8 protein-coding genes are annotated in these 14958 nt (G+C 40.7%); 6 read left to right on the forward strand and 2 right to left on the reverse strand.

What is annotated here, in order from left to right; all coding sequences use genetic code 11:
* Positions 1-196: 196 nt before the first annotated feature.
* The 3 genes from RMX98_RS01625 to RMX98_RS01635 all read left to right on the forward strand — a co-directional run bounded on the left by RMX98_RS01625 (position 197) and on the right by RMX98_RS01635 (position 7267).
* Positions 197-3784 carry an ATP-binding protein gene (locus RMX98_RS01625; protein WP_322680625.1) on the forward strand — a complete coding sequence of 1196 codons (3588 nt, stop codon included), beginning with the start codon at positions 197-199 and terminating at the stop codon, positions 3782-3784.
* Positions 3781-5616, forward strand: a complete 1836-nt coding sequence (locus RMX98_RS01630) for an EAL domain-containing protein (RefSeq protein ID WP_322680624.1) — start codon at positions 3781-3783, stop codon at positions 5614-5616. Before RMX98_RS01625 ends, RMX98_RS01630 begins: the two co-directional genes overlap by 4 nt.
* A gap of 271 nt (positions 5617-5887) precedes the next feature.
* Positions 5888-7267, forward strand: a complete 1380-nt coding sequence (locus RMX98_RS01635) for a response regulator (protein WP_322680623.1) — start codon at positions 5888-5890, stop codon at positions 7265-7267.
* A gap of 171 nt (positions 7268-7438) precedes the next feature.
* Here RMX98_RS01635 and RMX98_RS01640 read toward each other — a convergent pair whose 3' ends face one another.
* Positions 7439-8104, reverse strand: a complete 666-nt coding sequence (locus RMX98_RS01640; protein ID WP_322680622.1) for a response regulator transcription factor — start codon at positions 8102-8104, stop codon at positions 7439-7441.
* A gap of 103 nt (positions 8105-8207) precedes the next feature.
* Positions 8208-9311, reverse strand: coding sequence for a HAMP domain-containing sensor histidine kinase (locus tag RMX98_RS01645; protein ID WP_322680621.1), 1104 nt, complete (start codon positions 9309-9311; stop codon positions 8208-8210).
* Positions 9312-9881: 570 nt separating this feature from the next.
* Between RMX98_RS01645 and kdpA the strand changes: the two genes are divergently transcribed.
* The 3 genes from kdpA to kdpC all read left to right on the forward strand — a co-directional run bounded on the left by kdpA (position 9882) and on the right by kdpC (position 14931).
* On the forward strand, positions 9882-11567 hold the full coding sequence (kdpA, locus tag RMX98_RS01650) for a potassium-transporting ATPase subunit KdpA (RefSeq protein WP_322680620.1): 1686 nt from the start codon (positions 9882-9884) through the stop codon (positions 11565-11567).
* Positions 11568-11889: 322 nt separating this feature from the next.
* Positions 11890-13995, forward strand: coding sequence for a potassium-transporting ATPase subunit KdpB (gene kdpB, locus RMX98_RS01655; protein ID WP_322680619.1), 2106 nt, complete (start codon positions 11890-11892; stop codon positions 13993-13995).
* Positions 13996-14328: 333 nt separating this feature from the next.
* Positions 14329-14931: a K(+)-transporting ATPase subunit C gene (kdpC, locus tag RMX98_RS01660; protein WP_322680618.1), complete on the forward strand. Its 603-nt coding sequence runs from the start codon at positions 14329-14331 to the stop codon at positions 14929-14931.
* The last annotated feature ends 27 nt before the right edge of the window (positions 14932-14958 follow it).

Genomic DNA, 14958 nt, shown 5'->3' on the forward strand with positions numbered 1-14958 from the left:
CACTGGCACAAAGTTTGAAAATTAGGTGTTGGAGGAACTCAGCCAGTTAAATAAGTATAAAAAGTTTGTGTTTTTTTTATACTTAAAATACTAAAATATATGCCAAAGTGATAGTTAACCGTAATTTTGCTGAGATAAAACGTAGCTGATATGGCAAAAATGCCCCGAATATATGCTGGGGAAAAATTAAACAACAATGTTATCCAAACTTCAGTCCGTTAAATCTATTAATTGTTTAGTTGGCAAAGTTTATGCCAAAATGCCCCTGCGGTATGTTCTGATTGTGCCCTTTATATTGCAAATCTGTGGGGCGGTAGGACTTGTGGGCTATCTTTCGTATCAAAACGGTCAAAAAGCGGTACATGAGCTTGCTACTCAATTAGAAAATGAAATCTGCGATCGCATTGAACAGCATCTCGATCGCTATTTAACAACTCCGCAGCAAATTAATCAAATCAACTTAGATGCAATTGAGCTAGGTTTGCTCAACCTTTCGGACTTTCAAACCACCGGAAATTACTTTTGGAAACAAATGCAGGTTTTCAATGTTGGCTACAACAGCTTTGCTAATCCCAAAGGTGAATTTATCGGTGTTGAACGTTTAGATAATGGCAAGCTCTTAATTAATGAAGTTAGTCAAAAGAATGGTATAGGCAAACTTTATGTTTACCCTACAGACAACAAAGGAAATCGCCGCCATTTTCAGGAAGTCAAAAATTACGATCCTCGTCTAGAAGCTTGGTATGCAGATCCAGTCAAGATAGGCAAACCAGTTTGGAGTCAAATTTATCAATGGGAAGATAAACCAGAAATTTTATCCATATCTTCCAGCTATCCTGTTTACGAAAAAAATCGCAAATTGGTTGGGGTAATTAGTGTTGATTTACTCTTGTCACAAATCGGCAATTTTTTAGCCAGCTTAAAGGTAAAAGAGTCTGGTAAAAATTTTATTTTAGAGCGTTCTGGCTTAATAGTTGCTTCTTCTACAAGCGAACCACCATATAAGATCGTTAATGGCGAAGGAAAACGTCTATCAGCATTAAATAGTCAAAATTCTTTAATTAGGCTCACAACACAGTCTTTAATCAAACGCTTTGGTAGTCTTGGGTTTGTTGTGGGAAAGCAACAGCTAAGTTTTACCGCCGATGGAATGCGTTATTTTGTGCAAGTAAAAAACTGGAGGGATGAACTAGGTTTAGATTGGCTAATTGTGGTGGTGATTCCCGAAGGCGAATTTATGCAAGAAATTAACGCCAATACCCACATCACTATTTTGCTATGTATAGTTGCTTTTTTAATAGCTACAAGAATTGGGATTTTGACTGCTCGCTGGATAATAAAGCCGATTTTACAATTAAACATATCAGCTAAGAAAATTGCTCAAGGTGAATGGGAGCAAACACCAGAAATTCAGCGTTTCGATGAACTAGGAGAACTAGCCAAGTCATTTGAAACTATGGCAAAGCAACTCAAAGCATCCTTCAGTGCTTTGTCAGCAAAGAATGCCGAGATGCAAGCCTTAAATGAGACGCTATCTCAGAGTCAGAGTCGGCTAACTCAATTTTTAGAAGCTATGCCTGTAGGTGTATTTATCATCGATGCAGAAGGTGAACCTTATTATACAAATCAAATTGGGCAGCAAATTCTCGGTCAAGGGGCGATGTCTAACGACAAGCCACTAGGGGTTTATGCAGAAGTTAACACCGAACAATTTTCAGACGTATATCAAGCTTACCTTGCCGGTACAAATGAACTTTACCCCAGGGATCGCCTGCCGCTTTTGAGAGCATTGCTTGGGGAAAGTACCAGGATTGATGATGTGGAAATTCGTCGTGCTGACAAGATTATTCCTATTGAAGTTTTGGGAAAGCCAATTTATGATGAATCGGGGAATCTTGTTTTTGCGATCGCTACATTTTTTGATATCACCCAACGCAAACAAACAGAAAAGTTATTAGCAGAATACAATCGCACCTTAGAAGCTCAAGTAAAAAAACGTACCGAAGAGTTTCAACAAGTAATTGAACAACTGCAAATTACCCAAGAAGAACTGATTGAATCGCAAAAAATCGCTGCACAAGAACAACAAGCAGCTGTTCGGGAAGCAGCGCGAAGCACTGCCGCTAACCTCGCCAAAAGCGAATTCCTGGCTAATATGAGCCACGAACTGCGTACCCCACTCAATGCCATTCTTGGTTTTACTCAAGTTATGAGTCAAGATTATTCGCTATCTGGCGAACATCAAGAAAACTTGGCAATTATTAATCGTGCTGGCGAACATCTACTCAACTTAATTAACGACATTCTCGAAATGTCTAAAATCGAAGCTGGCAGAATCACCTTAAATTTAAGTAGCTTTGACTTAATTCATCTATTGAAGAACTTAGAAGAGATGTTGCACTTGCGTGCTGTATCTAAAAATTTAGAATTAGTATTTGAATATGCACAAGACATTCCTAAATACATAGAAACCGACGAAAATAAACTATGTCAAGTCTTGATCAACCTCTTGGGAAATGCGATCAAATTTACTGATACGGGGAGGGTGACATTAAGGGTGATGGGAGCTAAAGAAGCAGGGGAGCAAAATCTTCTTGATTCCCCTTGTCTCTTCTTCGAGGTACAAGATACTGGTTGTGGTATTTCTCAACAAGAAATTGACTTACTGTTTGAGGCTTTTGAGCAAACCGAAATCGGCAGAAAATCGCAACAAGGAACGGGATTAGGTTTGGCGATTAGCCGCAAATACGTACAACTGATGGGTGGAGATATTAATGTCAGCAGTGTACCTGGTGTCGGTAGCACATTTACTTTTAATATTCAGATTGCTTTAACTTGCCCCAGAGAAATCCCGACAAATCGAATTAAATCTCAAATTATAGCTTTAGCACCTACTGAAAAAGTATACCGCCTCTTAGTAGTTGACGACTCCAAAGAAAGTCGTCTGTTGCTAGTAAAAATTCTGACATCTCTAGGCTTTGAAGTCCGGGAAGCTACAGATGGTAGTGATGCGATCGCCAGTTGGGAATCTTGGCAACCACACTTGATTTTTATGGATATGCGAATGCCGATCATGGATGGTTACGAAGCCACAAGCATAATTAAAGCTAGAGAAATGGGGCATAAGGCAGCCAATACGTTGCAGAAGTTCCCAAAATTCAAACAACTGGCATCATCGGGGAACCAGTACCTTACGGGAGAGTTAACCGATTCTAGCGACTGCGAAACGATTAAAGTTGTATGCAAAGAGTCTTCCACAAGAGAAACAACTGAGGTTATGGACAATGATGCTTTTGCTGCATCCGCCGCAAAGTTGATTCCTGGCGATTTCTCTGAAGCAACGCCGGATGGCTGCGATAAACAAACAATTATTATTGCCTTAACTGCTAGCGCCTTTGAAGAAGAACGCCAGAAAATTTTGTCCATTGGCTGCGATGATTTTATTCGCAAGCCATTCACACAAGAAGTATTATTGGAAAAACTGAGTCAACATCTGGGTTTAAAGTATACCAACCAAGTAGAAAGCACAAATACTGCGTTTGTGGATCAATCTACACAGATGTTTGTCAGTGTTTCCGAACTCTTGAGCCATTTATCACAAATGCCACCTGAGTGGCTCCAACAGATCCACTATGCCGCAGCCAGCTGTAGCGATGAACTGATTTTAGAGTTACTGAAGCAAATTGAATCAGAGAATTCTCAAGTTTTCCAAGTTCTTAGGGATTTAGCAAATAATTATCAGTTTGAGAAAATCATGGAATTGACTATAACAAACGTAGAATGAATTACGACCATTTAGACCCTGATAAAAAAGATATTTTGATTATTGATGATATGGCGGATAACCTCCGAGTTTTATCCTCCATATTGACAAGGGAAGGGTATAACGTTCGTAAAGCCTTGAACTGGCAAATGGCACTGACAGCAACTCAAACATTATTACCGGATTTGATTCTACTCGATATTATGATGCCAGAAGTAGATGGCTATGAAATTTGTCAGACCTTTAAAGCTTCGGAACTAACAGCTGATATTCCGGTAATTTTTATTAGTGCTTTAGATGATGTTTTTGACAAAGTTAAAGCCTTTAAAGCGGGTGGTGTAGACTACATCACCAAACCTTTTGAGTTTCAAGAAGTTTTAGTACGCGTGCAAAATCAACTGGCATTGAGATCGGCGCGGTTAGAAATATTGAAACTAAATGTCGAACTGGAACATCGAGTAAAAGAGCGGACTGGGGAGCTAGAAAAAACTTTGCAAAAACTCCAAGAAGAAATCAATTCCCGCCAGAAATTGCAAAGTCAATTGCTAGATATAGCACTGCATGATTCTCTGACTGGATTACCAAACCGAGTTTTGTTTATTAGGAAATTAGAAAATGCTCTCAATCGCGCCAAGCAAGAATCTAGTTATCAGTTTGCGGTACTTTTTTTGGACTGCGATCGCTTCAAAGTTGTGAATGATTCTCTTGGTCATTCCGTGGGAGATGAATTGCTGATAGCTATTGCTCGCCGTCTACAAGCATGTCTGCTCCCTATTGATACTTTAGCACGATTGGGCGGTGACGAATTTGGGATTCTCCTAGAGAATATCACAGATATTAACATAGCAATCCAAGTTGCTGAACAGATTCTGCAACAGCTATCACTTGCTTTTAAACTATCAAGATATGAAGTATTTATGAATGCCAGTATTGGTATTAGTTGGGGTAATAAAGATTACGAACGTCCAGAGTATTTACTGCGGGATGCTGATACGGCAATGTATCGAGCTAAGGCTCAAGGAAAAGCCAAATATCATGTTTTCAATCCAGCGATGCATCAGGAAGCTATTCAGCTTTTAGAGTTAGAAAATGACCTGCGAAGGGCTGTTGAAAGGCGAGAATTCCTCGTTTACTATCAGCCAATTATTTCTCTAACTACAGGCAGAATTTCTGGATTTGAAGCCTTAGTACGCTGGCTACATCCGATTCGTGGTTTAGTTTCTCCCACAGAATTTATTCCTGTGGCAGAAGAAATTGGTTTAATTAATGCCATTAATACTTGGGTTTTACAGTCAGCTTGTCATCAACTAAGCATTTGGCAACATCATCCAGTGACACCAGAACCTCTAACGATGAGTGTCAATTTGAGCGCGCGGTTATTTTTACAGCAGAATTTTGTAGAACAAATTGACAGAATAATTTATGAAACTAAAATAAATCCGGCGTACTTAGAATTAGAAATTACCGAAAGTGTAATTATGGAAAATAGTGATGCAATTAAAATAATTCTTCAACAACTAAAACAGCGACAAATCAAGTTGATTATGGATGACTTTGGTACAGGATATTCCTCTTTAAGTTACCTGCACAGCTTTCCTTTTAATGCACTCAAAATTGATCAATCTTTTGTTAAACGTATGCAAGATAACAAAGAGAATATGGGGTTAGTGCCAGCAATGATTGGCATTGCTAACTCAATGGGAATGAATGCGATCGCTGAAGGTGTAGAAACACAAGAACAGTTAGCCCAATTGAGAAGTTTAAACTGTAATTTTGCTCAAGGATATCTGTTTTCTCAACCCATAGAACAAGAATTGGTTGTGAAGTTCCTTGCTACAGCACCTCAATGGTAGCTATCAAGTAACAGATGGGAAAAATTTCATGATTAACGCTTGGCTAAATAATCTGTACATGCTATCTAATATACTGCTGTAAGCAGGCTATCAGGTTCGCAAAGCTCATAACCGGTCAATAGCTTTGATAGTCTGAAAAACTCTTCAGCCACCGTGGGAGTTAAACTATAAATATAAGTATTTTGGTGAATTAGTCAAAAAATTTATTTTAGGGTGATTTCAAATAAAGATTTACTATCCTCAATAATTATAAGCATAACTCTTGGTAATAATGCATTTTAATCAAACTAACCATCATAAAAGAAATATTTTGGTGGTAGATGATACCCCAGATAATTTACGCCTTTTATCGGCAATGTTGACTGCACAAGGTTTTGAAGTTCGCAAAGCCTTAAACGGTAAAATGGCACTGACTGCGTGTAAAATGGTTTTGCCTGATGTGATTTTGCTAGATATCAACATGCCAGGTATGGATGGTTATCAAGTTTGTCAACAATTAAAAGCTGATGATAAAACTTCTGAAATCCCAGTAATTTTTATTAGTGCCCTGGATGATGTTGTCGATAAGGTAAAAGCCTTTGATGTTGGTGGTGTAGATTATATTGCAAAACCTTTTCATGGGGCAGAAGTGGTATTGCGAATTGAAAATCAGATTAATTTACGTTTACTCCAAGTTAAACTGCAAGAAAAAAACTTTTTACTCCAACAGGCTTTAGACAACTTGCAAGCCTCCCAAGTTCAACAGATTCAGAACGAAAAGATGGTGGCGCTAGGACAGTTAGTAGCTGGACTGGCTCATGAGATTAATAACCCGATCAGTTTTATTTATGGGAATCTCCAGTATGCAGGTCAATATGTAGAAGACTTAGTGAATATGATCGAAGTCTATCAACAGGAATATCCCAAACCCACACCAAAAGTTCAGCAAATAGCCAAAGATATAGACCTAAATTTTGTGGTTAATGATTTGCAAAACCTGATAGGTGCAATGTATAGGGGATCTGATCGAATTCGAGAAATTGTACAGGCGCTACAACACTTTTCTCGACATGATGAAGCCGAAATGAAGCGGGTAAATATCCATGAAGACATTGAAAATACTTTGGTGATGTTACAACATCGGCTTAGAGAAGCAGCCGATCGTCCGGCAATTGTTGTAGTGAAAGATTATGGTAATTTGCCTTTAGTCACTTGTTATACGAGTGAACTAAATCAAGTATTTATGCATTTGTTGAATAATGCTATTGATGCAATAGAAGAGGGAGTCAAGAATGGGGAAATCGGGACCTCCTTTGGTGCTCAGGGGCAATGGGGAGTGGGGAATCAATCTTCTACTTCTTACTCCCTGTTTTCTAGTCCCCAAATTCGGATTCATACAGAGGTAACAGACTTGAATATGGTTAAAATTGCGATCGCTGATAATGGCCCTGGTATTGAAGAGTCGTTGCGATCGCGTTTATTTGACCCATTTTTTACCACAAAACCTGTGGGTAAAGGTAGTGGGCTGGGATTATCTATTAGTTATCAAATTATCACCCAAAAACACCGAGGAAATATTAGCTGTACTTCATCTGTTGGCAAAGGAGCAGAGTTTACAATCGAAATTCCCATAGAACAACCTGATATTTCATCACAGGTTTCAAAATCTTAAAAGGGATTGGGGATTGGGCATGGGTAAGGGGGAAAGGGGAAAGATTAAATTTATTCCTTTTCCCTTTAACCTTTTCCCCTACTCCTCCTGCCTCCCCTGCCTCCCCTGCCTCCCCTGCTCCCCTGCTCCCCTGCTCCCCTGCTCCCCAATCCTAATTCTTTCGCGATAAATCTAATTAATCAATAATTCTGGTGCTACCAATCCTTTTTGGATAGCTAAGACTGCGGCTTGAGTGCGATCGCGTACTTCTAGTTTCTGTAAAATAGCATGGACATGAACCCGCACTGTACCAGGGGCAATGTAGAGAATTTCAGCAATTTCTTGATTGCTTTTGCCAGCTGCTACCAGTGCCAAAATTTCTTGCTCCCGCTTGGTTAAGGGATTTTCGTCAGTTTTTACGGGCGGCACCACCATAGAATTGCCCTCAAAAGCAGCTCTAATTTCTGTTGTTGCCGTTTGATCCCACCAAGAAGCACCTGCTGCAACCGATCGCACCGCCAATATCAAAGACTCAGCCGGAATACCTTTGAGGCAGTAACCTTGCGCCCCAGCAGCAATTAATCGCGAAATCAGGGGTTTTTCAGAACGAGATGTTAAAACCAGAATTGGTAAATTTGGGTGCTTCTGCTTAATTTGGCGACAAGCTTCAATCCCGCCAATTCCAGGCAAACCTATATCCAGCAAGACCAAATCCAGAGGATAGTGATTTGCTAATTCTACAGCTTGTTCCCCATCTTCTGCTTCTGCGACAATCTCCAAACTGGGTTCTTGTTGCAACCGCATCCGCAGACCAAGCCGAAATAATTCATCATCTTCAACTAGTAAGATTTTTGTCATTTGTTATTGGTCGTTTGTCATTTGTCATTTGTCATTGGTCAGGAGGCAGAAGGCAGAAGTTCTTTAATTTTGAATTTTGAATTTTGAATTTTGAATTGATTTTTCATCTTCCCGGTGGTGGACAAGCTGGGAGTCGGAAACCAAAAAGTGCGCCGCGTGGTGAGCGATTCTCTGCCCAAATTGTACCCCCATGAGCAGTTATAATTTGCCTAGTTAAATAAAGCCCCAGTCCAGAACCAGAGACGTGGCGATCGCTATGTCCTTGATAAAACCTCTCAAATAAGTGGGGTAACTCTTTTTCGGTAATACCGGAACCAGTATCGAGTATTTTTACCACTTGATCGCTAGAATAACCTTCAAATACTACTTCCACTTTACCGCCACGAGGGGTATGGTTAATGCCATTACTCAGAAGATTGGTGAAGACTCGCCCAAGTTGCAAAGAATCGCCATTTACCCAGAGAAAGCTCCGAAAATCTGATTCGCCATAGTGCAGAGAAATATAAACTTGACGTGTTCTTGCTAGTTCAGTCAGGGTAGCGATGATTTCTTCTGCTACACTTACCAAGTTAACTGGTGATATCTGTAGTTTCAGCCCTTCGGCATCATTGCGGTACACATCTAAAAGTGTTTGGACTAATTGCAATGTACTCCGATGACTACGAGCCATTGTTTGTAAGACTTTTGCTTGCATTGGTGTGATTTCACCAAATTGCTCATTTTGAAAATATTTCAGCGTTTCAATTGCTCCTAATAGGGGTGTTTTCAAATCATGCGTTAGGGTGGACACAAAATCTTCACGCATGATAGCTAGTTGTTCTTGGGAGCGTAATTGCGCTTGTGTATAAGCGATCGCTTCTTCGTTGCGGTGGTTGCGATCGCTTAACCAACCCGTTACTACCAATGCCAACACTGCAATCAACCTATTTGCCAGCGTTGGGGAATTAATTATTTCTCCTCCGGGAACAAATAAATTCAATAATGTTAATCCTGTAGCGGCAAAAGTGATCACCAAAACTGCTCCCCGATTCAATCGAGAATCGGCTAACAAAATCGTCCCTGTGTAGAGGTAGCCAAATACGTACTCAGGTGGTGTCAAATATTCCAACCCGATTACGAGCGCAAAGGCGATCGCAATTAGCCCATAGGTCTCCTTACGCTCATTTATAGCTTCTTTCATAGTCAATAATCGGCTTAAGATCGTCATCTATGATTACCAAAAATATGTATAACTATTTAATTCACCAATTATGAGCTATCTCAATACTACTCAGGTTTTGGATTTTGAACTCAGAATTGGGTTTGGGGAAAAGGTTACTGGGGTTGGGTTAAAGGTTTTTTCTTTCCCCTTTTCTCCAAAACCCGACAAGTCTTGTGATCTATCTACAATCTATATCTGCAAATGCCAACTTGAGAGTTAACCCTAAGATTACAATTATCCAGATGTAGGATTGGGGAGTGAGTATTTACCCACAAAGAGCGGTATCTATTACGATCTTGTCAATCCCTAACTCATTAATAAAATCCTTTGGTATATTTATATTCTTTGTAAAGTAGCAAACTACGAAAATGTATTGTATAAACAAATAGTCCTAATTAGTGAAATAGATGAATTAAGTGTAAAAATTAAATATTCTTAACAAAAACTTTAACAAGTATCTGGAAAATAGTAATAACTGAAAATAGTAAATCCCTGGAAATGAAATATTTCCACAGTTAATCTGTTATTTCTAAGAATTGGCTTGCTAGTACTTAAATTTAATTTAGCGCAAAATATATGGGACAAGGTTTTTTGCAAATTGGCTTAACGCTGTGTATTGTCATAGCAATCACTCCGTTATTGGGAAGATACATAGCACGTGTCTTCTTAGGAGAAAGAACACTGCTTGATTTTTTAATGAACCCCATAGAGCGAAGTATGTTCGTACTAGCGGGTGTTCGGAGAAAGGATAATATGACGGGTTGGCAGTATATCCTGGCTGTACTGTATAGCAACATCATTATGGGTGTTTCAGTATATTTGCTGATATATTTTCAGAGGTTCTTGCCCTGGAATCCTAATGGCTTCGGTGCGCCCACCTGGGATGTATTGCTGCATACAACTATTTCATTTGTAACTAATACCGACCAACAACACTATGCAGGTGAGACAACCTTAAGCTATTTTAGCCAGGTAGCAGCTTTGGGCTTTTTGATGTTCACCTCCGCCGCCACCGGTTTAGCAGTGGGAATTGCCTTTATTCGCGGCTTAACAGGTAGACGAATAGGTAACTTTTACGTTGACCTCGTTCGTGGAATTACGCGAATATTGCTGCCGATTTCGATTATTGGCGCGATCGCTTTGCTTGTAACAGGTGTACCACAAACATTAGCTAAGACTCTGGATGTGAGAACCTTAGAAGGCGGGACGCAATATCTTGCTAGAGGCCCGGTGGCATCCTTTGAAATGATCAAACTTTTGGGCGAAAATGGCGGAGGCTTTTTTGGCGTAAACTCAGCACATCCCTTTGAAAATCCCAATGGCGCTTCTAACTTGATAGAAATGATCGCCATGATTTCGATCCCAGCAGCCTTGATTTATACTTACGGTATATTTGCTAACAACATCAAACAAGCTTGGCTACTTTTTTGGATGGTGTTTGTGATTTTTGTAGTTCTGGTGGGAGTAACAGCCGTGGGAGAACTGCAAGGTAATCCCCTGGTTAATAACACCTTTGGATTAGAACAGCCCAATTTAGAGGGTAAGGAAGTTCGATTTGGCTGGGCACAAACGGCATTTTGGGCAGTGATGACTACTGCTACCATGACTGGCGCTGTGAACGGGATGCACGATTCTTTGATGCCGCAAGGAATATTTTCGACTCTCTTCAACTTATTTATCCAAGTTATCTGGGGTGGTCAAGGAACTGGAACAGCTTACTTATTTATTTACTTAATTCTCACAGTGTTTCTAACTGGACTAATGGCAGGACGCACCCCAGAGTTTTTAGGACGCAAAATTGAAAAGCGAGAAATTGTCCTTGCCAGCGTCGTGCTGTTGATTCACCCAATTCTAGTTTTAATTCCCAGTGCGATCGCCTTGGCTTATCCCATTTCCCTATCTGGAATTAGCAACTCTGGCTATCACGGTATTTCTCAAGTAGTTTATGAATACGCCTCAGCCGCCGCAAATAATGGCTCCGGCTTAGAGGGGTTGAAGGACAACACCCTGTGGTGGAACTTGAGTACAATAGTTAGCTTAATCGGAGGACGCTACATTCCCATGATTGCCATCTTGCTGCTAGCTGATGGGATGTCTCGCAAACAACAAGTACAAGAAACCCCTGGGACTCTGAGAACTGATTCTCTGGTATTTACTAGTATCACGGCTGGAGTGACACTGGTTTTGGGAGTATTGACTTTCTTTCCCGTTCTGGCTTTAGGCCCCATAGCTGAGGGATTAAAGCTAGCATCTGGCAGTTAGAAGATTTATGAGTTATGAGTTATGAGTTATAAGTTTGGAATTAAGAGAAAACTAAAAAATAAATAAACTATCTGGTTTCGTAGGTTGCGTTACTAACGCACCCTACAGGTTGGATATTTTGTTATTAGAAGTTCCTAATAACTCAATACGGTTCAGTTAAGCCCAAGAGACATGAAATTGGACTAGGCTGGGCTGGGCCTGTTGCGCTAACGCGTCTCTACGGGTTAGAAATCAATGGCAAAAATCCTTAACCCAAACGTATTGCCCAATACTCCTAACTCACTAATTTGTAACTCCTAACTTCTCATTTCTAACTTTACTTATGAATCAAGTGGCAACTAACTTCAAAGCTAGACGCCCGAATTCTCGTTCTGGCGATCGCCGCCAAGGACGTAAAAAGACTAGGGCAAGTAAAAAATGGCTGTACTTAAGGGCAATTAGAGATGCTTTTATCAAGCTCAACCCTAAGTATGCAATCAAAAATCCAGTGATCTTTGTGGTTTGGGTAGGGACAATCATTATCCTCTTGCTAACAATTGATCCCAACCTATTTGGCCCAGCCCTGCAAAAGAACCCGCAACTTTTTAACGGCTTGTTGTCGGGGATTTTATTCTTTACAGTTTGGTTTGCCAATTTTGCCGAAGCAGTAGCAGAAGGACGGGGTAAAGCCCAAGCTGATGCCTTGCGATTGACGAAATCAGAGACGATCGCTAAAAAACTTGCTCCCGATGGCACACTAGATGAAGTTTCATCCACCAGCCTCAAACAAGGGGATACCATCTACGTCGTTGCTGGCGATATCATTCCCGCCGATGGCGAAGTAATCATGGGTGTTGCCTCAGTGGATGAATCGGCAATTACTGGGGAATCCGCACCAGTATTAAAAGAATCAGGCTCCGATGTTGCCAGTTCCATCACTGGTGGGACACGGATTATCTCAGATGAACTAATTATTCGGATCACATCTGATCCAGGCAAAGGCTTTATTGACCGGATGATTGCCTTAGTAGAAGGGGCAGAACGCAGCAAAACACCCAATGAAATTGCCCTGACGGTATTGCTGGCAGTTCTGAGCTTAGTGTTTTTGTTTGTCGTGGTAACTCTGCCTGCACTTGCCTACTATATCAACAGTCCAGTCAGCATCCCAATCTTGATTGCCCTATTAGTAGCGTTAATTCCTACAACCATTGGCGGCTTACTAAGTACCATCGGCATTGCTGGTATGGATCGAGTTGCCCAAATTAATGTTATTGCTACTTCAGGACGAGCCGTCGAAGCCTGTGGTGATGTGAATACTTTAGTTCTCGATAAGACGGGTACAATTACCCTCGGCAACCGTTTGGCGGAAGAGTTTATTCCCCTCAACGGTCATTCCATGTTAGAAATTGCTAGTATTGCCTGGGCGGCTAGTGTCTTTGACGATACACCAGAAGGTAAATCCATTATCCGACTAGCAGAAAAGTTAGGCGCACGGTTTGATTTCGACCCCAACCAGGCAGAAGGAGTTAGTTTTTCTGCCAAAACACGAATGAGTGGTACTAACTTACCTGGTGGGTATGAGGCTAGAAAAGGAGCAGTAGAAGCTATTAAAGGATTTGTTCGTTCCCACAACGGACACGATACACCAGAATTAAATGCTGTCTACGAACAAGTTTCTCGCTTGGGAGGTACACCCCTAGCAGTCTGCCTAGATGACGAAATATATGGGATTGTTTATCTCAAAGATATAGTTAAACCTGGTATTCGCGATCGCTTTGAGCAATTGCGACGGATGGGAGTGCGTACCATCATGCTAACTGGAGACAATCAAATTACAGCTTCTGTCATTGCCAAAGAAGCTGGAGTCGATGACTTCATTGCCGAAGCCACACCAGAAGACAAAATCAACGTCATTAAAAAGGAACAAGCAGCAGGCAAACTGGTTGCGATGACTGGAGATGGAACTAACGATGCTCCAGCATTAGCCCAAGCTAATGTCGGCGTTGCGATGAATACAGGAACGCAAGCTGCCAAAGAAGCCGCCAACATGGTAGATTTGGACTCCGATCCCACAAAGCTGATCGATATCATTAGCATTGGTAAACAATTGTTGATTACTCGCGGAGCATTAACGACATTTTCCATCGCTAATGATATTGCTAAATACTTTGCAATTATCCCAGTGATATTTGTCGCAGCTAACCTGCAAAGCCTGAATATTATGAATTTGACTAGCCCTAAATCTGCTGTACTATCAGCATTGATTTATAATGCTTTGATTATTCCCGCTTTGATTCCCTTGGCATTAAAGGGAGTGCGGTTTAGACCTCTGACAGCTAATCGGCTACTCCAACGTAATATTTTAATTTATGGCTTAGGCGGGGTGATTGCGCCGTTTATTGCTATTAAGTTGATCGATATACTGATTACAGCTGTAGGCTTGGCTTAAAGAAAGCAAAAATAGCAATGCCAGAAACGATCGCATCTCGAACAAAGTAAAACAATCAACATTTTTACTTTTACCTGTTGAGAGAGGTAACAACAAGAATATGGATAAACATCGTTTTAACTCAGCACTGCTTGGGTGATGTGCTTTTTTGGCCGCAATAGCATAAACAACACCTACCACTCGCTATTTTTATCGTGCTGTGCTTGAATGTGGTAGTTGCCCCAGTTGTTTATGCTGTTACTAACAGCAGCCTGGAACGTACTGCTAGATGGGCAAAAGAATTAAAAATAAAAAATTAAAAATAAAATTCTAGGAGCAATTAGAAAATTTATTATGGCTATTATTCGAGAAACCATCAGAGCAATTTTCATAACTCTCATGCTTTGGTTGTTGACTGCAATCATCTATCCACTAATAATCCTTGTAGTCGGTCAAGTTTTTTTGCCCGATCAAGCTAATGGCAGCATCATACTGAATCTAAATAATGAACCGATTGGTTCGGCTTTGATCGGGCAGGTGTTCACATCTGACCGATATTTCCATCCTCGTCCCAGTACTGTTAGATATAGCCAAGGCAAAAAAGCCAAGCCAACTGGCATATCTGGAGCCAGCAATCTCGGTGCTAGTAATCCAGAACTACTAAAGCGGATTCAAGAAGACGCAAATCAATTGCGAGACGAAAATCTTCAACCAATAGCAGATATAATTTATACCTCTGGTTCTGGTTTAGATCCACATATTTCCTTCAAAGCAGCACGACAGCAATTGACGCGGGTTGCTGGTGCGCGGGGAGTAAAAGAAGATGAGATCCTACGTTTAATTAACAAGTATACTGATGGCAGATTTTTATGGATTTTTGGCGAACCGGGAGTCAATGTTCTCCGATTAAATTATGCTCTTGACTTGCAAGATATTAATCGTCAGCAAAATCAGTAAATGGGCATGGGGCATTGGCAATAATGG

The sequence above is a fragment of the Nostoc sp. DedQUE02 genome, from assembly GCF_034531035.1.
Classification (GTDB): domain Bacteria; phylum Cyanobacteriota; class Cyanobacteriia; order Cyanobacteriales; family Nostocaceae; genus Nostoc.

What these genes read in the sequence shown, in the direction of transcription:
- RMX98_RS01645 (WP_322680621.1), bottom strand. Translation starts at nt 9,311, where the DNA reads ATGACGATCTTAAGCCGATTATTGACTATGAAAGAAGCTATAAATGAG.
- RMX98_RS01625 (WP_322680625.1), top strand. Translation starts at nt 197, where the DNA reads ATGTTATCCAAACTTCAGTCCGTTAAATCTATTAATTGTTTAGTTGGC.
- RMX98_RS01630 (WP_322680624.1), top strand. Translation starts at nt 3,781, where the DNA reads ATGAATTACGACCATTTAGACCCTGATAAAAAAGATATTTTGATTATT.
- kdpB (WP_322680619.1), top strand. Translation starts at nt 11,890, where the DNA reads ATGAATCAAGTGGCAACTAACTTCAAAGCTAGACGCCCGAATTCTCGT.
- kdpA (WP_322680620.1), top strand. Translation starts at nt 9,882, where the DNA reads ATGGGACAAGGTTTTTTGCAAATTGGCTTAACGCTGTGTATTGTCATA.
- RMX98_RS01635 (WP_322680623.1), top strand. Translation starts at nt 5,888, where the DNA reads ATGCATTTTAATCAAACTAACCATCATAAAAGAAATATTTTGGTGGTA.
- kdpC (WP_322680618.1), top strand. Translation starts at nt 14,329, where the DNA reads ATGGCTATTATTCGAGAAACCATCAGAGCAATTTTCATAACTCTCATG.
- RMX98_RS01640 (WP_322680622.1), bottom strand. Translation starts at nt 8,104, where the DNA reads ATGACAAAAATCTTACTAGTTGAAGATGATGAATTATTTCGGCTTGGT.